General features: G+C 37.6%; 12 protein-coding genes and 1 other RNA gene. 11 read left to right on the forward strand and 2 right to left on the reverse strand.

The features are described from left to right. Positions 1-137: 137 nt before the first annotated feature. Both HHU12_RS03235 and HHU12_RS03240 read left to right on the forward strand, forming a co-directional pair. Complete coding sequence (locus HHU12_RS03235) at positions 138-1973, forward strand: hypothetical protein (RefSeq protein ID WP_169654956.1); 1836 nt, start codon at positions 138-140, stop codon at positions 1971-1973. A 407-nt stretch (positions 1974-2380) separates the two neighbouring features. Continuing rightward, positions 2381-4051: a T9SS type A sorting domain-containing protein gene (locus HHU12_RS03240; RefSeq protein ID WP_169654958.1), complete on the forward strand. Its 1671-nt coding sequence runs from the start codon at positions 2381-2383 to the stop codon at positions 4049-4051. Positions 4052-4134: 83 nt separating this feature from the next. Here the strand turns inward: HHU12_RS03240 and HHU12_RS03245 are convergent, their stop codons facing one another. Then, complete coding sequence (locus HHU12_RS03245; RefSeq protein ID WP_169654960.1) at positions 4135-4998, reverse strand: glycerophosphodiester phosphodiesterase family protein; 864 nt, start codon at positions 4996-4998, stop codon at positions 4135-4137. Between the two features lie 35 nt (positions 4999-5033). Then, an RNA gene (gene rnpB / locus HHU12_RS03250) (RNase P RNA component class A) lies at positions 5034-5416 on the reverse strand. Positions 5417-5861: 445 nt separating this feature from the next. On the opposite strand from rnpB, the gene thrA reads away from it, so the two are divergent. The 9 genes from thrA (at position 5862) to HHU12_RS03295 (ending at position 22060) form a co-directional block, all read left to right on the forward strand. Beyond that, positions 5862-8324, forward strand: a complete 2463-nt coding sequence (gene thrA, locus HHU12_RS03255) for a bifunctional aspartate kinase/homoserine dehydrogenase I (protein WP_169654962.1) — start codon at positions 5862-5864, stop codon at positions 8322-8324. 196 nt (positions 8325-8520) lie between these two features. Further along, positions 8521-9453, forward strand: coding sequence for a homoserine kinase (locus HHU12_RS03260; protein ID WP_062618763.1), 933 nt, complete (start codon positions 8521-8523; stop codon positions 9451-9453). An 883-nt stretch (positions 9454-10336) separates the two neighbouring features. Further along, positions 10337-12199 (forward strand): GMC family oxidoreductase, encoded by a 1863-nt coding sequence (locus HHU12_RS03265; RefSeq protein ID WP_169654964.1) that lies wholly within the window; start codon positions 10337-10339, stop codon positions 12197-12199. 59 nt (positions 12200-12258) lie between these two features. Further along, positions 12259-12741 carry a hypothetical protein gene (locus HHU12_RS03270; protein ID WP_169654966.1) on the forward strand — a complete coding sequence of 161 codons (483 nt, stop codon included), beginning with the start codon at positions 12259-12261 and terminating at the stop codon, positions 12739-12741. 325 nt (positions 12742-13066) lie between these two features. Then, complete coding sequence (locus HHU12_RS03275) at positions 13067-14971, forward strand: GMC family oxidoreductase (RefSeq protein WP_169654968.1); 1905 nt, start codon at positions 13067-13069, stop codon at positions 14969-14971. Next, the gene (locus tag HHU12_RS03280; protein ID WP_169654970.1) at positions 14961-16082 is read left to right on the forward strand and encodes a ferritin-like domain-containing protein; all 1122 of its coding nucleotides are present in this window, start codon (positions 14961-14963) and stop codon (positions 16080-16082) included. The genes HHU12_RS03275 and HHU12_RS03280 overlap by 11 nt, the downstream gene beginning before the upstream one ends. Beyond that, on the forward strand, positions 16075-17340 hold the full coding sequence (locus HHU12_RS03285) for an FG-GAP repeat domain-containing protein (RefSeq protein ID WP_169654972.1): 1266 nt from the start codon (positions 16075-16077) through the stop codon (positions 17338-17340). The genes HHU12_RS03280 and HHU12_RS03285 overlap by 8 nt, the downstream gene beginning before the upstream one ends. Positions 17341-17342: 2 nt before the next feature. Further along, positions 17343-19364 carry an amylo-alpha-1,6-glucosidase gene (locus HHU12_RS03290; protein WP_169654974.1) on the forward strand — a complete coding sequence of 674 codons (2022 nt, stop codon included), beginning with the start codon at positions 17343-17345 and terminating at the stop codon, positions 19362-19364. Next, positions 19361-22060: an MGH1-like glycoside hydrolase domain-containing protein gene (locus HHU12_RS03295; protein WP_169654976.1), complete on the forward strand. Its 2700-nt coding sequence runs from the start codon at positions 19361-19363 to the stop codon at positions 22058-22060. Before HHU12_RS03290 ends, HHU12_RS03295 begins: the two co-directional genes overlap by 4 nt. Positions 22061-22063 lie beyond the last annotated feature (3 nt).

The raw sequence follows: 22063 nt of genomic DNA on the forward strand, positions 1-22063 counted from the left end.
ACTGTTGCCAATTGGCGTAGTTTTTCGATGCTAAAAACTGTTAAGTGATGAAAAATCTTTATTAAGTACCATTATTAAGACAGGTGATTAACTAAACAACAAATACACCTAGTGTTAGCAAACAAACCTATTATGATATGATAAACATTAACTACTACAGGCTATTGTTCATAGCGTCTATTCTTTTGATATTCCATCATACCTCTTTTTCACAAATTGATGGTTGTTCAGCTGATTATTCTTCAGGTCCAGTGACCATTGGAGATGGGAATCTAATTTTTAATGAAAATTGTCAAGTGTTTTCGGAGTCTGCATTGACTTTTATAAATGATGGACAATCTAGATCTATTATTGTTGGAGATGTAGATGAAGCTAATACTGTTCTAATTGAGACTCCACAATTCATCATTGAACCTAATTCTAATGAAGTATTGGATCTTATTATTGAAGAGAAAGATACTCTGATTATTATCGGAGACCTTAGACTTTATAATTATAGCACGGTAACAGTAAAACAAGGAGGTGTCCTTGTCATAGATGGAAGTTTAGTAACAACAGGAGATGATGATCGTTCACCAGAAGAGTCAAATGAGGTAAACATAAATATTGAAACGGATGGAGAGATACATATCAGTGGAGATGCTATTTTAAATTATTCTTCAGGAAATATGGAAGGGTTAATTTATGTGCCAAATGGGAGGATAGTAAACTATACTTTACAAAGGGAGTCAGCACCTGGTTGGTTATATTTTTTCCTTTGGTTAGCTGAAGTTTCTGGTAATACAAGTTTAGCGGATTCGATTAGAGATACAATTGATCAAATTGAAAGTGAAGGAGGAATTGGAAATATTGATTTAGATAAAATCAAAGATGTATATCCTGATGATATGGATAATCCATTCACCAAAGATTATCCAGTTGATATCAATCTTCCAATTACTGCTAGAGGACTCGACTATTTTGATGAAACAGGAATTTATACTCAGTCTATTTTTACATCAGAGAACTTAGAAGAAATTCTTTCCAATGGTAATGTATTGAGTTTGTTGGGAAAAGAAATTGCTTTTACTGTACAAAGTGTAGAAGATAAAAATTGCTTGTTATACTCTACTTTTGAAGTTAATTCTATAGGTAGTCTTAAAAGTGCCTTAGGGGAAATGACATGGAAGTTACCTACTGAAATTGAAAATGCGATTGAAAATAGAAATAATGGAGATGAATCAGAAAATCAGTTAATACTTGATTATTTCATTAATAAAACAATCAAAATTGAAGTCGTGGAGCCTGGGTCGGTTTCAGACAGAATTGTTGTAGATGGTCAGTTAGGAGGAAGTACTGCTAGAGTTACTATGGTGCAGTCGAGTGGCAACATCATTATTGATTTTGAAAGTCAGGTGCCAAGTGATTTACCAGTTGTTCTTACTTACTTCAGAAGTAAAACAAGGGAAAACCAAGTACAGTTAGAATGGGAAACGGCATCAGAAATAAATGCTTCTCACTTTGAAGTACAACGTTCATCAGACCGTAAAAACTGGAATACAATAGGAACAGTAGATGCTAGTGGTAATTCTCAAGTATCTATTAAATATGAATTCACAGATGAGCATCAATTATCGATGTCTTATTATAGGTTAAAGCAAGTGGATTTTGATGGTGTTTATGAACTTTTTGGGCCAATAACGGTGAGATTAGAAGGTGTGGAAGAGACATTAGAATTATTAATCATGCCTAATATAGTTTCAAACAGTGAATCCATTCAGTTCAATATTTCAGGATTGCATGTAGGTACTCAAGTGAGTATTCAAGTATTTAATAATAATGGCTACCTAGTGTATGGAGAAGAACTAAATGATATAGTTTCAAGTAGTTTATTAAAACCAATGCACTTTACACAACAATTAACTACAGGCATGTACTATGTTGTGGTGAAGTCAGGAAAAGATATTGTAAAAGAGCGGTTAATGATCAAATAATTGAGTTCTTATTGAGGAATTGTTAATTAGATATTTGAAATCCCATAGTTTTATTGAGACTGTGGGATTTTTTTATGCTCATTTCTGATTGAAAAAATGACTTCAGTACTAATTTTTCGAAGATGTAAGAAAAATGGAAGAGGGGTAAGGGTAATTTCACCTGATTGCTTTTAATCACAAATTTTGGATAGAATAATCTACTTAACACCATGTATGATTCATTTCTAAAACGCCCTATTACCCTCTTTTTTTTATCATTAAAGGTGTAGAAACATACGGTTTCATTTTTCTTTTTGCTCAACACTACAAAAACATTTGCGTTAGAGATCACAACCACACCAAAGACTAGAAATAAAAAAACTAATCGTGAAAAGAGGTTGACGACTTCTTTTTAAAAAAATGAAAAGATGAGAGCTATTTACCCCTTATTATTAACTGGTGCATTAGGATTTATAACGATGAATAGTTATGGACAATGTAATACTAAATGGAATACATCATTATCGATAACTGATAATGTGACGATGGATTCAGATGGAAGCTGTGTTTATGGAACTGGAGCAAGTGATTTAACCTATTCATTAGCAAATGGAGGGAGAACGCTTACAATTGATAAAGATGTGACAATAGATGTGGGTGAATTCAACACATTTGCAATCACAGGCAGTAATCTTCTTAATAACTTCACGCTTCAGGTCAATGAAGGAGCAACATTAACTATTAATGGAAATTTTAGAATGAATTACCATTGTGATTTAATACTCATTGGCAACTTAATAGTGAAAGGGGATTTAAATACAGCGGGATGGGATTTTTTTATGAATTTTGATTTGGGAGATAATGCAGTTCTGGCTGTTGAAGGAGATGCAAATTTTAACCGCGGTTATGGAAGCAATAAAGATCGTATTTATGTCTTAGGTGAAAGTAGTAGTGTAGGGGGTGGTTTTGATGCTGTTAATGTAGGTTCTGATCCTTTTTCTACAACGCAATCCTTGGACTTTAACGCATTGAGTGCATCTATTAACTTTTGGGATGAATCAAAATTGGTAGAGGGAGACCGATCAGGTAATAAAGTTAGTGTTTACATTTTAAGTGAACTTACCGTAAATACCGCTTCTGGGTGGTATGGAAAATACTTAAGAGTAAAGGCCTTTGGTTTTGATAACAATGAAATCGATTTACCTAATCAAGCAAGTTTAGGGACAATCACATCACTTCAAGATTTAAAAGATAGGATTGCAACAGTGAAATGGGAGGTGAAAAATAACACAGTAAAAGACAAGTTGGATCACTATCATGATAATGGAAAGACGAATACAAATCATCTAACTAAAGAAGAAAATTCTACAATGCAGGACTATTTTTCACAAAATAGAAAAATTGTAATTGAGTTTGTTGATTCACCATCTGATGCTAAAGCTGTTTACGAGAGTTATCCCTCAAACGCAAGGATGAGTGCTGTGCAAAATATTGAAGAAATTGAGATAGAAAACGATATGGGTGACCTGCCTATTATTTTGAGTTCGTTTTCAATTCGTACCACAGATCAGCAAACAGTTGAACTGAAGTGGACTTCTGCCATGGAAATCAATAATGATTATTATGAGGTATTTCGTTCTGTCAATCAAACAAATTGGGAGAGCATCGGTACCATGGATGGGGCCGGAAATACAAATTATGCCATTGATTATACCTTCATTGATGAGCAACCTCTTCCAGAAGCTTATTATAAATTAGTGCAGTATGACTTTGATGGACAAAATGAAGCTTATGGACCTTTGTTCGTTACTTTGAAAGGAGATACAGATCCTACTTTTCAAGCGAAGCTTTACCCGAATGTTTTGCACAGAAATGAAGTATCAAACCTTTCCATTCAAGGGGCATCGGCAGGGGCAGATTTTAGCATTGAGGTCATTAATAATCAAGGAAACACCATCTATCAAGAAGTTATAGAAAACTTAGCTGGAAGCTCAATTCTTAAACCGCTGAACTTACCATCAAAAATGCCTTCAGGTATGTATTATATGATTGTAAAATCAGGTAGGAAAGTGGTAAAGAATAAATTGATCTTACAATAGAATAATAATTAGGTAAAGAGTATATATATAACGAGTGAAATTAATGAAGCTGTTCCACGAGTATCTTGTGGAACAGCTTATTTTTATTTCTTAGCATCAGAAGCTTCTATAGGAAGATCAGATGCGATGATATCTACACCTAAATCCCAAGCTTCTTGATATTCTTTCGTTCTGCTTTGAGCATCCTGTACTTTATCAGTAGTGTGGAAAGTAGCAGAAATACAGTAGATGCCTTCTTTATGTAATTTTTCATAAAGAGATTTATCTTGAAGTTTAACTCCCGTGAAAGCAATCATTCTGTTGAAAGGAATGCCCGAAGCTTTTGCCTCTTCCCATCCTTTGTCATCCATGATTGTTACAGAAATCATTAATTCAGGTGCTAATTGATGAACTAATTTAGCGTCTTCCCAATTGTAAGTGATTACTGCCGCATATTTCTCAACACCTGCGTCACGGATAGCTTTTGTGATTTTTTCAAATGGAACACCGCGTTTTACATCAACAGTTAAAAGTGCTTTTCCTTTTTTAGTCCACTTTAATACCTTTTCAAAAGTATCAAACTTATATTTCGTCAAATTACCTTCATCGTCCTTCAAACGAATTTTCTGTAATTCTTTCCAAGTGTAATTTCTCACAGAACCACTGCCCGTAGTTGTTCTTCCTAGCTCATTGTCATGCATTAAAAACATCACACTGTCTTTACTCATCTCAACGTCCAATTCAATCACAGGTACGTCAACATATTTCACAAGGTGTTTAAAAGTAGGAATACAATTTTCTGGATAACCAATATAAGGACCACCACGGTGAGCACTCACTAACTGTTTTGGCTCAGAAGCATTGTAATCGAAAAAAGAATAAAGGTCTTCAACACTTTTGAAATCTAAAGATTGTGCATGAAGCTGGAAGGTACCCAAGAAAAGGATAATGGAAAATAAGGTTCTCATTTTTTGGGGGAAATAAAATTAAGTGGATGAGAAAATAAAAACGTGCGTCTATAAGCCGAGTTCTGTACCTCCATTGCAAGCAATGTGGTCCCTGTCATTTATCTAGGCCTGCAATCGCTCACAGGCTCCATCGACCTACCCATCTTATCTGTCTGTGAAGACAATGAAGCGAGCAACTTCATTCCCGAAGGACAATAAGACCTATTTGGTCTTTCATCTCACAAGGTTTACCATGCCGTTCGTGTTGCCACCAACGCGGTGAGCTCTTACCTCACCATTTCACCCTTACCCGAAGGCGGTTTACTTTCTGTTGCACTTTCTGTCACCCATTGCTGAGTGCCTTCCCGTTAGGAAGTGTGACGCTCTGTGATGCTCGGACTTTCCTCTTCATTACTGAAGCGACAAGGCGACGCACGTTTGCAGCAAAAGTAAGAAGAGAAAAATTAATAACTAAGAAATAACAACTAATAATTGCCAATTAATAATTAAAAATACGAGAAGTAGATATTTTTCATTTTTGACTAAGAAAAGTCTCTAAAAATGAGAAATTTTAGAAAAAATGACCCTTTTAATGATAAATTATAAAAAACTTCACCTATCATTTATCAAATTGTTGGCGATTCACTGATTTAAATACTACTTTTATAACTTTAGTACTAAGACAAATGGTATCGAATATTTGGAATTGACTTTTTAGCCTGCCTTTTATCGGAATTCTCATTACATGGTTTGAACAATGTTTTCACGAAATTCCGGAGCAGAAAATCGAAAAGTGTATTTCTAAAAAGATTGATTTTGCCTTAGCATTGTACTCGCAAATTTTGCGAATTGTTTATACTTATGGACTAGCAAACAGGAAAAGGATGAAAGTACTCAAGTTTGGAGGTACATCGGTTGGAAGTGCGAAAAATATCCAACAAGTGGCCAATATCCTTTCTGATTACCAGCAAAGCGGACAAAGAGTCGCAGTTGTGGTATCGGCGATGAGCGGGATAACAAACAAGCTCATAGAAGTAGGGAACAGAGCAGCGTCAGGTGACGAAACCTATAAGTCATTATTGAAAGATATTGAGTCTACTCACTTAACCGCGATTCGTGAGTTAATTGAAGTACGTAGACAAAGTAAAACCATTGCGTTCGTGAAACTTCAGTTGAACGACCTAGAGGATATTTTAAGAGGTATTTTCCTTTTAAAAGAATTGTCTCTACGCTCATTGGATATTTTACAGTCTTTCGGAGAACGCCTTTCATCATATATTATTGCTGAGTTCTTAACACAAGAGGGCGTTCCTGCTGAACAGTTAGATGCACGTAAAGTAGTGCGTACTAACAGTGTGTTTGGCGGAGCGAAGGTTGACTTTGTAACAACAAATTCTGCAATTACAAAGCATTTTGCAGAAACAGATAAAATGCAGATTGTAACTGGATTTATTGCTTCTTCTGAAAGTGGTGAAACAACTACTTTAGGTCGTGGTGGTTCAGATTATACTGCGGCGATTTTCGGTGCGGCATTAAATGCTACTGAAATCGAAATATGGACAGATGTTGACGGTGTAATGACTACCGATCCAAGAGTTGTGCCTACAGCCTTCTCATTACAGCAACTGTCTTATGAAGAAGCAATGGAGATGTCACACTTCGGTGCGAAAGTGATCTATCCTCCAACACTTCAGCCTGCCATCAAGAAAAACATTGATTTAAGAATCAGAAATACATTCAACCCGTCTTTCCCTGGTACACTTGTAACAAGCAAGTCAGGTCAGGAAGATTGGCCAGTGAAAGGTATTTCTTCGATCAAAGAGATTGCTTTGGTAACTCTTTCAGGTAGTGGTTTGATTGGTGTTCCGGGTGTATCATCAAGATTGTTTGGTGCATTGGCAAGAGGTGGTGTATCGATGATTTTGATTACACAAGCTTCTTCAGAGCATACCATTACTTTCGCGGTAGCTCCAGGTGATGCTACGGAAAGTAAGAAAATCATTGAGGAGGAATTCTTCAATGAAATGGCTTCTGGAAAAGTAAATCCAGTAGAAGTTCAGAATAACTTATCAATTCTTGCAATTATCGGTGAGAATATGGCACACCGCCCAGGTGTTGCAGCCAAGTTATTTAGTGCATTGGGTAAAAACGGTGTAAACATCGCCGCAATTGCTCAAGGTTCATCAGAGCTAAACGTTTCTGTAGTAATTGAGCAGAAGCATTTACATAAATCATTGAATGCATTGCACGAAATCTTCTTCTTGTCAGATATGGCGGAGTTGAACGTGTTTATGTTGGGTCTTGGTTTGATCGGTAATACGTTACTGACTCAAATGAGAGATCAGGCAGAGTACTTATTAACTGAGCGTAACTTACGCTTGAACGTAGTAGGTGCTGCCAATTCAAAGAAAATGATCTTCAATGAAACAGGTTTAGATATTTCTTTACCTAAAGACGAAATTCTAGCAGAAGGAGAAACTTCAAGCGCTGCAGGTTTCGTAGAGAAGATGATTGAAATGAACTTGCCTAATTCTGTATTTGTAGACTGTACAGCAGGTGATAGTGCGGTGAAATTGTATGAAAAGATTCTATTGAATTCTATTTCTATTACTACACCAAACAAGATCGCCAACTCAAGTAGCTTAGATTATTACTTGAGATGTCAAGCAGCTGCAAAACGTAGAGGCGTGAAATTCTTGTATGAGACAAACGTAGGTGCAGGTCTTCCTGTAATCGGTCCTCTTCAAGATTTAAAGAGATCGGGTGATAAGATCATTAAAATCGAAGGTATTCTTTCAGGTACATTATCGTACTTATTCAATACTTTCTCAGCAGGAATGAAATTCTCTGAGTTAGTAAAAGATGCCAAAGAAATGGGTTATACTGAGCCAGATCCACGTGATGATTTAGGTGGAGTAGACGTTGCCCGTAAGATCTTGATCTTAGCACGTGAAGCAGGTTATCATATGGAACCTTCTGATGTGACAGTAAAACCTATCCTTCCACAAGCATGTATGGATGCTGAATCTGTAGATGATTTCTTTGTAGAATTAGAAAAAGCAAATGACCTTTTCGAAAAACAAAGAGCAGAAGCAGAAATCGACGGTAAGGCACTAAGAATGGTGGCTACTTTAGATGAAGAAGGAAAAGCAACTGTAAGTTTGGAAGCGGTAGATAACTCACATCCATTCCATGGATTGGTAGGTTCTGACAACATGGTAGTATTTACTTCTCGTCGTTACTTCAATGAGCCATTAGTAATCAGAGGACCTGGTGCTGGTGCAGAAGTGACTGCTGCGGGAGTATTTGCAGAGATTATTACAATCGGAAACTTCTTGATCAACTAAGAGTTGAGAATGAAGAATGAAGAATGAAGAATGAAGAGATAATTACTCTTTACAAATTGCTTCATAATTCAATTTCTAATTTGATTATAAAATGAGGATAAAGCTAGTCTTTGTCCTCATTATACTTTTTATAAAATAAGGCCTAATTCACATTGTTGAAAAGAGACCTTAACTACTACAGGTAGCAATAAAAATAATGAAAGAAGTAAAAGCATTTGCCCCTGCTACAGTGGCTAACGTAGCTTGTGGCTTTGATATCTTAGGTTTTGCCGTAGATAGCCCTGGTGATGAAATCGAAATGAAATTAGTCGATAAGCCGGGTATTGTAATTAAAGACATCACAGGTGATGGTGGCCGTCTTTCTCGCAATCCAAGAGAAAACACAGCGACCGTTTCAGTGTATCAGTTTTTAGAGAAAATTGGAGCAGAGAAGGCAGGGATTGAAGTAACTTTACACAAAAAAATGCCTTTTGGTAGTGGTTTAGGTTCTTCATCAGCAAGTACAGTTGCTGGTGCTTTTGCGGTCAACGCATTATTTGATAATCCATTAACTTCTGAAGAGTTACTTCCTTTCGCAATGGAAGGAGAAAGAGTAGCTTGTGGAGCGGCACATGCTGATAACGTAGCACCTGCATTGTATGGTGGTTTTGTTTTGGTGCGTAGTTATGATCCGTTGGATGTAGTTCGTTTGAATGTACCAGAGGAATTATGCTGTGCAGTAGTTCACCCTCATATCGAAGTATCCACAAAAGATGCTCGTAATATTTTGAGAGGTGAAATTCCATTAGTAGATGCCGTACGTCAGTGGGGTAACGTAGGTGGTTTGATTGCTGGATTAGAGCAAGAAAACTATGATTTGATTGGCCGTTCATTACAAGATGTAATTGTTGAGCCAATCCGTTCAATGCTGATTCCAGGTTTTGATGAAGTAAAAAGAGCAGCAGTTTATGCAGGTTCAATGGGTACAGCAATTTCAGGTTCAGGTCCATCTGTTTTCTCTTTATGTAGAGGATTGGATAAGGCAGAAAGAATTGCAAATGCCAAGGTAGAAGCTTTCAAAGCGATCGGTATTGACAGTGACAAATTTGTGTCAAAAGTGAATAAAGTAGGGCCGAAGATTATTTACTAATCACACGACCTCAAACATAGGAACACCCTAGTATTATATTCGTAATGCTAGGGTGTTTTTTTATGGATATTAGATGATAAATTAAGTTTTAGTTCATTTAAATTATCTAATAATAAAGCTATAATTTACCTCCAAATTCCCCTTGGAGTAAAGACTATGTTGTTCAAATTACAGTGTAGACCTTAGAAGAAATAGATCAATATTAGTTGATTTGAGGAATGAATTAGTAAAAGACTTCAATTTTGTTGAATTTTTTTGATGTAAACTGATACAAAATAAAGGTCTGGTTCAACAAGATAATTTCTCACTGTCTTTGTTTCTGTAGTTCCGTGTTTTTTAAGTTTTCGAATAGTTTTTTTACCAGCATCTTGAATAATTATCATTTTGATAATGTACGTGTTTTTCTTAAAAAGAAGTGAGGGATATTTATCGTTATCATGTCTTTTGGTATAAAATGTAGCTTATGAATTTTCTCCTAACTCAATGAAGTAAATAGGTTTAAACTTTTCTTTTTGTGTTCAAATAGTTCAATTCTTTAAATGCAAATAAGTGTAAAATGCAGGTTATTTATTTTGTTATTTTATAATTAATCCAAATAAAAAATGTCTAAAATGGGTGTTTTTATACTTTTATGTTAATAAAAATTTAACATTTGAATGCCTTGTATGTTCAGATTAGAGTCCTAAATTCGTAGTGATTCAATTTTAAAATGATGCCTTCAACCAGCACTATTTTTTAAAAAAGAACGAACTGTAGCCATTTATCCAGCTGAATAAAAATAATGACTAAGTACCCAATCAAAATAACTAAAACTACTTTTGATTATTTTTTGTGAGTACTTACGACCAAGCTATTTCTAACTTAATAATAACAACCAAGTAAAATGAGCAACGATCATGGTGGTTTAACGACAACCATCGACCACAAAACTGCAGCGTCAACCAATTATGATGCGGTCATCGTTGGTTCTGGTATTAGCGGTGCTATTGCTGCTAAGGAACTATGCGAAAAAGGTTTCAAGGTGTTGATTCTTGAAGCCGGTCCGGGCAAAGATCTTTCATTAAATGGGTATGAAAAGTATTTGGATAACTTTTACACAGCCACATCCAAAGACAATAATGCTCCTTTTCCAAGGAACCCTAACGCCCCGATGCCAAGAGGAACAGACGTGGATAGCCTAAGACCTGGCGAACCCAATTCTGCTAACTTTTTAGTCCAAAATGGTCCATTAGTAACAGATACTACTTACTGTAAAGTAGTGGGAGGTACTACAATGCACTTTGAGTCAAAAACACCCCGAATGCTTCCTGAGGACTTTCATATGAAAGACAAATATGATGTGGGAGTCAATTGGCCAATGGACTACAAAGAGTTACAGCCTTACTACAGAACAGCAGAGAAAGAAATGGGAGTATCTGGTGAAGTGGATTCTCAAAACATCACTGGAACTGACAATTACGCTGAAGGATATGTTTTCCCTATGCATGGAATGCCACCTTCTTATCTTGACCAAACTGTTGGAAAAGGTTTGAATGGTATGACGGTCGACATGAAAGGGGAAGAGCATACACTACAGGTAAGACCTTTCCCTCAAGGTAGAAACGGTATTCCAAACTTGGAGTACAAAGCATTCAATGACGGTGAGAATTTTGTTCCTGAAGGAGCTGTAAGTTTACACCAAGCTGAAATCGGTGAACGTTGCCAAGGGAACAACAACTGTACGCCTATCTGTCCTGTACAGGCGAAATACGATGCGCGTAAAACGTTGGTGAAAGCTCTTCGTACAGGCTATGCTGATTTATTGCCTCAAACTGTGGCATCAAAAGTAGTAGTGGATGATAGTGGTAAAGTCACAGAAATCGAGTACAAGCACTATGACTCAATGGAATCATCAGAGTATGAGTCAGGAAGCTTCAAAGGAAAGATTTTCGTTTTGGCTGCCAATGCTATTGAAAACGCACGTTTGATGTTGGCTTCAGGTCTTCAAAGCAGTAGTAAACTGATGGGTAAGAACTTTATGGATCACCCTTATTTACTGACTTGGGGATTACTGCCAGAAGTAGCAGGTACAATGAGAGGAACCGTTTGTACATCAGGCATTTCTGATTTAAGAAGCGGTGAATTCCGTAAAGATCATGCTGCTTTTGCCATTGATATTCACAATGATGGTTGGGGATGGGCAACAGGTTCACCTTACACAAACCTTCATGATATTGTGGATAACATGAATAAGTACGGTAAGGAATTGAGACATGAATTGGTCAATCAGATTTCAACACAGCTATTGATGGCCGTGATGATTGAGCTGATGCCAGACCCGTCAAACAGTATTACGGTAAGCCCAGACTACACTGACCGTTTAGGCAATATGCGTCCTATTGTTTCACTTTCTATCCCTGATTATACGCTTAAGGCCGTAGAAAAGGCAAGACAAGTGACACGTCAGATCTTCCAGAGATTGGGAGCAGAAGATCACACTTCATATGATCCATTGGATTTCGGTTACGTTTCTTATAATGGTGAAGGTTATGCACTTCGTGGAGGTAACCACATCGCAGGTACTCACATTATGGGAGATGATAAAGCTACTTCAGTAGTAGATAAAAATCAGAAGTCATGGGATCATGAAAACTTGTATTTGATTGGGGCAGGAAGTATGCCTTCAATTGGTACTTCTAACACTACACTTACATTAGCTGCTTTGTGCTTCAAGAGTACAAAGAAAATGCTAGAAGATCTAATCTAGATTTCGCTCAAAAATTATAGGAAAATCAACAAACATTTATCCAAAACTCTCTAATTACTATGAATGCTAAGACATTAGAAATTCAACAATTTCTACAATTGTCCGTAAAACTAACGGCCTTCTCAGAATTCCAACTTCAAGGTACTGGACAGTTGGAAGAATATTATGATGCTGTATATCAAATTATTGGTGAAAAGAATATGATACAGTTGCTTACTACTTTTGATAAAATCCAAGACGACACAGGATCAGATGAAGTTGCTTTTGATAAGCAATTCCGTGCTAAAGTTTTAAGTGATGAAAAACTAGGACCAATTACTAGAAGTCTTATTAAACTTTGGTTTGTAGGAACTTGGTATCAATTGCCAAAATCATGGAATGATACATTTGGATTATTAGAAAACGATAAGACGTATGTGATCTCTCCAAGTGCTTACAAAGAAGGTTTACTTTGGCCAACAATTGGTTCACACCCTATGGGAGCAAAAGCTCCAGGTTATGGTACATGGTCAGCTCCTCCGGAAATTCCAGCAATAGACTAGTATACTGTAAACTAAGTTTTTAAATAGCCATGTATTTAGAAATCAGGAGATTTCTTATGATCTGTAGGACACGAATGACGCTTACGCTTAACATTCGCGCCAGTTGGTTTCTACCATTTTTAGGTTGGTAGTACTTACTCAACCTTGACTTCTAAGCCTAAATTTCGCTTCGTTTTTGTTTCAAGACAAAAATGAAGAAGAAGGAAGCTTGAAAGTATTCCGTAGAAAACTTACTGAACTATCGATTGGTAGAGGATGAAAATTTAGTTTACAATGTTCGTTTTAAACGAACACCCAAAAAGTACTCTAACTAAATACTATAATCATGGAAAATAGAAAAAGTCACTTATTGGAAGATATAGTGACAGACCATAAAACTGCATCAGAGATTCTGTATGATGCAGTGATTGTTGGTGCCGGTATTTCTGGGGCAATCATGGCCAATGAACTAAGCCAAAAGGGTTTTAAAGTACTTGTTGTAGAAGCAGGACCGGGTCAGGACCTTACAATTCCAGGCTATGAGGAATATGTAAAAAGGTTCTATACTAACTTGGACAAGGACCCTAACGCTCCTTACCCTGTGAACTCAAGTGCACCTATGCCACGCCCTCAAGATATCAAACCTTTGAAAAAAGGAGAGATTGATGATAGCGGTTACATTGTACAAAAAGGGCCGGATGTTTTTGATGGTACTTACGCAAAAGTCGTTGGAGGAACAACGATGCACTTTCAATCCAATACACCAAGAATGTTGCCTGAGGATTTCGAAATGAAATCAACTTTTGACAAGGGTATTGATTGGCCAATGAAGTACGATGACCTGAAACCTTATTACCGCAGAGCGGAAAAGGAAATGGGTGTCGCTGCTAATGTAGAAGATCAAGCCTATGACGGTATGACTTTCGATGAAGGATATGTTTTTCCTATGGAAGCGATGCCTCCAACTTATTTGGACAAGGTGATTGCCGATACTGTAGATGGTACGGAGATTAACTTGGCTGGAGAGAAGCACGAATTGAAAGTACGTAACATTCCGCAAGGGCGTAATGGAATTCCAAATCCAAAATATAATAACGGAAAAGGTTTTGTTCCTGATGGTGCAGTAAGTGATCATCAAGCTGAAATTGGTGAGCGTTGCCAAGGGAACACTAACTGTACGCCGATTTGTCCTGTGCAAGCAAAATATGACGCTAGAAAAACACTAGCAAAAGCATTGCATACAGATCAGGTAGATTTCTTGAATAAGACGATTGCTTCTAAGGTGATTGTTGATCCCAATACGGGTGAAGTCACTTCATTGGAAGTGAAATATTATGATGAAGTAGGGGCTGAACATTATGAGGTTGCTACTTTGAAAGCAAGAAAATTTATTCTGGCAGGTAATGCTATTGAAAATGCCTGCTTGATGTTGGCGTCTGGTCTTAAAGGAGAAAGTGAGTTGATTGGTAAAAACTTGACGAATCATATTTACTTATTCAATTGGGCCTTAATGCCAGAAAATGTAGGTGCTTTCAGAGGTACTCAAGGTACTTCAGGAATTGAAAACTTCAGAAGTGGTCAGTTCAGAAATGAGCAGGCGGCATTCCATATGGACATCATTAATAATGGGTGGAACTTCGCAACAGGAGCCCCTTACAGTGATGTAGCAGATTTGGTAGACAACAAGAACAAATACGGAAAAGACCTTCGTAAAGGCTTGGTAGATAAAGTTTGCCGTCAAGTGCTCTTCACATTTATGGTGGAAATGACTGCTGATCCAAACAACGCTGTCACTGTTGATCCTCAATACAAAGACAAGTTTGGCAACCTTAAGCCTGTTGTCTCTTTCAAAATTCCGGAGTATACCTTAAACGGACTTCAGTATGGAAGAAAACTGGCGAAGAAGTTATTCCAACAACTAGGAGCAGAGGATTATACAGAATACAACCCAACAGACTGGGGCTATATCATTCATAATGGAGAAGGTATTGTAGTAAGGGGTGGAAATCACTTCTCAGGTACACACATTATGGGAGATGATCCTAAAACTTCAGTAGTGGATACTAATCAGAAGTCGTGGGATCATCAAAACCTCTTCTTAGTAGGATCTGGAAGTATGCCAACCATAGGAACTTCAAATACTACGCTAACGCTAGCGGCACTTTGCTATAAAACAGCAGATGCCATCACTAATGAATTAAACAACGAAAAAAATAACCAACAAAAAAAGGAACTAGATTATGTCTCTTAAGCCAATAAAAACTCTTGACGACGTAAAGGATTATCTTTACGCAGGTATGCAATTAGAACATGCCACTATACCAACGTACATCACTACGATGTATTCTATTCATCCTGATACAAACTTAGAAGCTTATAACCTTATTCGTGTTATTGTGATTGAAGAGATGTTGCACCTTACTTTGGCGGCTAACATTTTGAATGCAGTAGGAGGTACGCCTGACATGAATAAAGAAGGTTTCTTACCAGAATTTCCAACTTATTTACCTAACGGCGAAACTGATTTTGAAGTAAGTTTAGCTCCTTTCTCTCATGAAGCAATAGATATGTTTTTAGAGATTGAGCGTCCTGCTAAACCTGAAGAAGAGCATACAGGTGTACGCTTGAAGGCGGTAAATCCATCTCAAAAGAAATACTTATTACCTTGTCTGAAAGATGAAAATGATCAGGATGTAAGTTATTACAGTATTGGTGATTTCTACAAGGCGATTGAAGAAGGTTTGGAAACGCTTTGTGATGAATTAGGAGAGGAAAATGTATTTGTTGGCGATAAGAGCAGACAAGTAACTCCGGAATATTACTACTCAGGTGGTGGTGATATTGTTCCTGTTTATGATTTAGATAGTGCAAAAGAAGCGATCCGTTTAATTTCAGAACAAGGTGAAGGTTTTGAGGGAGGCATCTTTGATTATGAAGGCGAATTAGCTCACTACTATAGATTCCAGCAGTTGAAATTAGGAAAGTATTACCATAAAGGTGATCAAGCGGATGAGCCAACAGGTGAAGCATTAAGTATTGATTGGGATGCAGTTTATCCTATCAAGACCAATGCAAAAATGGATGAGTATCCGAAAGATTCTGAGTTGTATGCTGCCAACTTGAAGTTCAACCAATACTATAAGAACTTCATGGACAAGATCAATACAGCCTTCAACGGAAAGCCTGAAACATTGATTCCTGCTATTGGAGGTATGTTTATCATTAAGCAAATGGCTTATGAAATCATCAAAAACCCTATTCCTGGACAGGAAGGCGTGAATGCTACCCCAACTTTTGAGGTAGATAAAGTAGAATTATTATCAGATGAAGAACTAAACGTAGTAACACCTCAACATGGATAAGGAAGCATTAGATATACACGGTTACTTAAATGATGGAACGGTAAAGATTCCAAAGTTTAAGAAAATCACATTAGCAGAAAATCAAAAAGATGGATATTGGATTTCTGCGATTGATATAAATGGCAATGGAAAATTGGATATTGTCACTTCTGGATTAGCAGAAGGTGAGGTGGTTTGGTATGAAAACCCTACTTGGGAAAAGCACTTGATTGCTAAATTCCCTGAACCTGTAGCGATTGACGTTGCTGATATCGCAGGTAACGGTCGTAAAGATTTGGTAATCTCTCACAACTTCGGAACGTGTGCTTTCTGGTGCCGTCCTGAAGATGGTAAGATTTCATGGCTGGAAAATCCAGGTGAATACAAAGAAAATACACCTTGGAAACGTCACTTCGTAAGTGATCTATTAGCAACGCACAGAGTAAAAATAGGTTATTTTACACAGTCTGAAAACTTAGAACTTTTGGGTATTCCGGTAGTAGGATGTAAGCCTTACGGAGAAGGAATTCATCAGCCAATTGCGATGACACTTTTTGATCGTCCCAAAGACCCTGTAAACGCAGGAGACTGGAAAGGAAGAGTGATCAATGATACAGATTTCCGTTTAGTACATGACGTTCTTTTAGGAAAATATGGTGGTTATTCTGGCGAGAAGCACGACTCTATGTTGATTTGTAGTGAAGAAGGATTGACTTGGTTCTACTACAATATTGAAACTGGAAAGTGGGATTCGGCTCCATTATCAGAAGGTGATCGAGAATATGAAGATATTGGGTTTACAGGTTGTTCAAACATCGCTTACGGAAAATTAGGCGATGATCCTTACGGCTACATGGTATCATTAGACCCATTCCATGGTAACAAATTGGCACTTTATACGAGAAGAAATAAAGGTGGTATTGCTGATGGACCTTGGACACGTAAAGTGATAGATACTTATGGTGATTTTGATGCTCATGGTCAAGGAGCAACTCACCATGTGATCTGTGCAGATTTTGATGGAGACGGCGATGACGAATTCTTGGTAGCACTAAGAGGTCCTATGCCAAACCAAGGTGTTTATTACTATAAAGTAATTGACTTGGAGCAAGGATTGATTGAAAGATGGAGAGTATCCACTGCATCAGCTTCATTAATTGTAATCGGTGATTTCAACGGAGATGGTCGTTTAGACTTTGCAACGACGAGTTATTACACACCAGGATTTTTCCTTTGTGATAATGCTCAAGTGAACGTTTTCATTAACGATTTTGCATAGTCATGGCGGTTCACTTCGGACGTGACATTACCGGAAGCCTAGAAACGGCTGAAGAAAGAGAGTTTCTAGTGACAAATGGTATTGGCGGCTACTGTTCAGGAACAGTAGCCGGTTCACTTACTCGTGGATACCACGGGCTTTTGGTGTCTTCTTTAAAACCGCCAATTGACCGTCGATTAATGCTTGCTAAGTTGGAAGAAACAATTACGTACAGAGGTACTGCCTTTGCATTGACTTCCAACAGATGGCAAAACGGAGCCGTAGCCCCTGAGGGGTATAAAAACATTCAAACTTTCGCTCTTGAAAGCTCGATCCCAACCTGGCAATATGCTTGTGCGGATGCTTTGATAGAAAAGAAAGTGTGGATGAAATATGGAGAAAATACAACGTATGTGTCTTATGAAGTACTTGAAGCGGATGAAGTGGTTGAACTCCAAATCAGTGCAATTGTAGACAACAGAATTTTTCACAATACAGGACAAGTGGAATGGCCTGTGAATGTTTCAGCTATTCCATCAGGTGTGAAAATCACTTCCAATAATTCTTCTGATTTACCGCTTTTCTTAAAGCTGGAAAACAGTTCTTGTACTATTTTCAATGAATTGTATCAGAATTTTCACTTAGAAGAAGAACTGAAAAGAGGGTTGAATGATACGGATTCACACGTACACCCTGCTACTTTTCAACTTCAGCTTTCAAAAGGTCAACGCATCACTTTTGTAGCATCTACAGAAGAAAATGCAACGGCTGATGGAAATGATCTTTCTGAAAGAGTTCAAAGAGATGAAGCGGTGGTGAAGAAGTGGTTGAAAACACAAAAGCTGAAGAAAAATCAGGTTTCTGACTGGATGAAACAATTGGTTTTAGCTTCAGATCAATTTGTGGTCAACAGAGTGAGCCAAGATGATCAAAATGGCAGAAGTGTCATTGCTGGTTACCATTGGTTTGAAGATTGGGGCAGAGATACAATGATCAGTCTTACAGGCTTGACACTAGAGACAGGAAGGTTTGATGATGCATCAAAAATTCTGAAGACATTTGCTTTATATCTTAATGAAGGAATGTTGCCGAACCGTTTTCCTGATGTAAGCGACACACCTGAGTACAATACCATTGATGCTACACTTTGGTATTTCCAAGCTATTCATAATTACTATGAAAAGACCTCAGATTTAGGATTGATCAAGGAGCTGTATCCAAAGTTGCAGGATGTGGTACATTGGCATATTCAAGGCACAAGGTATAATATCAAAATGGACCCTCAAGATCATTTATTAAGTGGCGGTCAAGATGGCGTTCAATTGACTTGGATGGATGCAAAAGTGGGGAATCACGTTGTAACACCAAGAATTGGAAAGCCCGTTGAAGTCAATGCACTTTGGTACAATGCCATTTGCGTGATGGATCGTTTTGCAAAGCTTTTAAATGATCAAGAATCCAATTACAATACATTAGCTGATAATATCAAACAAGGTTTTCAACGTTTCTGGAATGAGGAAAAACAATATCTGTTTGATGTATTAGATGGTCCAAATGGACATGAAGATTTACTTCGACCCAATCAACTATTTGCTGTTTCATTGCCCGTTTCTCCATTAAATGAAGAACAACAAAAGAAAGTGGTAGATGTCTCTGCCGAGCATTTACTCACTTCTTTTGGGCTTCGTTCATTGGCTCCTTTTGAAAAAGAGTTTATTGGATTTTATGGTGGAGACCAATTCCACAGAGACAGTGCGTATCATCAAGGTACTGTGTGGGGGTGGCTGTTGGGTCCATTTGTAAGAGCACATCTAAAAGTTTATCAGGATAAGGACAGAGCCTATGATTTCCTTATGCCAATCTCAGATCACTTAAATACATCTGGCTTGGGTACCATAAGTGAAATTTTTGATGGAGATGCTCCTTTCACACCCAAAGGCTGTATTGCACAGGCTTGGAGTGTTGCGCAGATTATTGAAGCGTTTCATGCTATTGAAACCTTAACCACTACGTCTCAATCTCAACAAAATTTAGTATCAGCATGACATTAAATAAAGAACAAGAAAGACTAGCAAAAGCCTACTCCAATAAACAAGATCATGAAGATTGGTTGGAGTGGGGTCCTTATTTATCCGAACGTCAATGGGGAACTGTAAGAGAAGATTACAGTTCAGATGGTAATGCTTGGGATTATTTCCCACATGATCAGGCAAGATCAAGAGCTTACCGTTGGGGGGAAGATGGATTGGCAGGGATTTCAGATCCAAAACAAAAACTATGTTTTGCCTTAAACCTTTGGAATGGAAATGATCCTATTCTGAAAGAAAGATTGTTTGGTTTGACCAACAGTGAGGGAAACCATGGTGAGGATGTAAAAGAATATTACTTCTATCAAGATAATACACCTACTCATAGTTATATGAAGTGGTTGTATAAATACCCTCAAAAAGCATTTCCGTATCAAGATTTGATCGATGAAAATGCAAGACGTAAGCAGTTTCCAGAATCTATGGAATATGAGCTGATTGATACAGGTATTTTTGAGGAGGACCGTTACTTTGATGTACAAGTGGAGTATGCGAAATCATCTCCAACAGATGTATTGGTAAAGATAAAAGTGACGAATCATGGTCCAGATAAAGCACCGATTCACCTATTGCCTACCCTATGGTTTAGAAATACCTGGTCATGGTTTTTTGATGTAAAAACACCAGTGATTGAAGGTGCAACAAAAGGAAATATTGGAGTATTAAAAGCGAGTTCTGATGCGGATGGAAGCACAGACGAAATGGCTTTGTACTGTGAGAACCCTGATAAGTTATTCTTTGTAGATAACGAGACGAATAATCAAAAGCTCTTTAACTCAGAGAATAAAACACCCTATCCTAAGGATGGTATAAACGACCATTTGATTCATGGTACTGAATCTGTAAATCCAGAATTGAAAGGCTCTAAATCAAGTGCTTATTATTACTTCGAATTAGAAAGTGGAGCAACGCAAGAAATCAATTTAAGATTTACGGCGGATATGGATAACCAAGCTCCATTTGGTGATGCTTTTGAAAAAGTATTTACAGATAGAATTGCGGAAGCAGATACTTTCTATGAAAATATTTCTCCGGCTACTTTATCGGATGAGCAGAAGATGATCCAACGTCAGGCCTATGCAGGTATGTTGTGGAGTAAGCAATATTACTTGTATGTAGTTTCTGATTGGTTAAAAGGAGATCCTGTTGGACCTACACCTCCTGAAAGCAGAAATAGAAATAAAGAGTGGAGTCACTTTTATGCGGATAACATCTTAACGATGCCGGATAAATGGGAATACCCTTGGTTTGCGGCTTGGGATTTATGTTTCCAAACAGTGGTGTTCTCAAGAGTGGATATTGAGTTTGCGAAGAAGCAATTACTCTTCTTATCACATGAATGGTATATGTCGCCGAAAGGTGCAATTCCTGCTTACGAATGGTCGTTTAGTGATATTAACCCTCCATTACATGCGTGGGCTGCACTGAAGATCTATGAAATAGATAAGGAACTGAACGGTGATAAAGCTGATACTCAATTTTTGGCTGATATTTTCAGACACTGTTTGATGAACTTCACTTGGTGGGTGAATCAAGTAGATAAGGACAATAACAACTTGTTTGAAGGTGGATTCTTAGGTTTGGATAATATCTCTATCATCAACAGAAGTGACCTTTCTAACCTTGAAAGCAGACTAGGTGTTGGTGTCAATATGAATCAGTCTGACGGTACAAGTTGGGTAGGAATGTTCTGTCTGAAAATGATGGACATTGCCAATGTATTGAGTGTAGAAAATCATTCAGAATACGCTCACTTAGTCAGTAAGTTCTTCCAGCATTTTGTGTTTGTAGCAGATGCGATGAACATGAATAGAACGGAGTGCAATATCAACTTATGGGATGATGAGGACGAGTTCTATTATGACTTCCTTACGGTTTACGAACAACCTACAAAGTATCATTCTGTAAAGCTGAGATCTTTGGTGGGTGTGATTGCTTTATTCCCAGTTGCTACTATTGATTTTACAAAATTAGAAGAACACAGTGCGAAATCTTTACAAGAGCGATTGGACTGGTTCTTAGACAAGCATCCTGAACTGTTAGACTTGGTGAAAACCACTTCTGATACAGACAAGAATAAAATGTTGTTGTCTTTTGTGAATCCAGAAAGGCTTGTGAAAATACTATTAAGAGTATTTGATGAGTTAGAATTCTTAAGTCCGCATGGTATCCGCGGTATTTCAAAAGTATATGAAGACAATCCGTATACTTTGGATTTACAGCGTAATAATGTGACGCTTCAAGAGCAATATGCGCCAGCAGAATCATTGAATCACGCCTTTGGTGGTAACTCCAATTGGAGAGGGCCTGTATGGTTCCCGATCAACTTCTTGTTGATTGAAACACTATTAAAATACAATGAATTCTTAGGAGAAGATTTCCAAGTGGAATACCCTTCGAAGTCTGGAAATATGATGCACCTAGGCGATATCGCAAAAGATCTTTCGAAGCGTTTGATTGGCATTTTTGAAAAAGATCAAAATGGCAACCGTCCAGTTTTTGGAGGAAATCAGACCTTCCAAAAAGATGAAAGATGGAACAACAATATTCTGTTCTATGAATATTTCCATGGTGATATCGGTGCTGGTATCGGTGCATCACATCAAACAGGCTGGACAGGTCTGGTTGCTGAATTACTTCAAACTCTTAAATAACGA

Source organism: Flammeovirga aprica JL-4 (genome assembly GCF_012844305.1).
Lineage (GTDB): Bacteria > Bacteroidota > Bacteroidia > Cytophagales > Flammeovirgaceae > Flammeovirga > Flammeovirga aprica.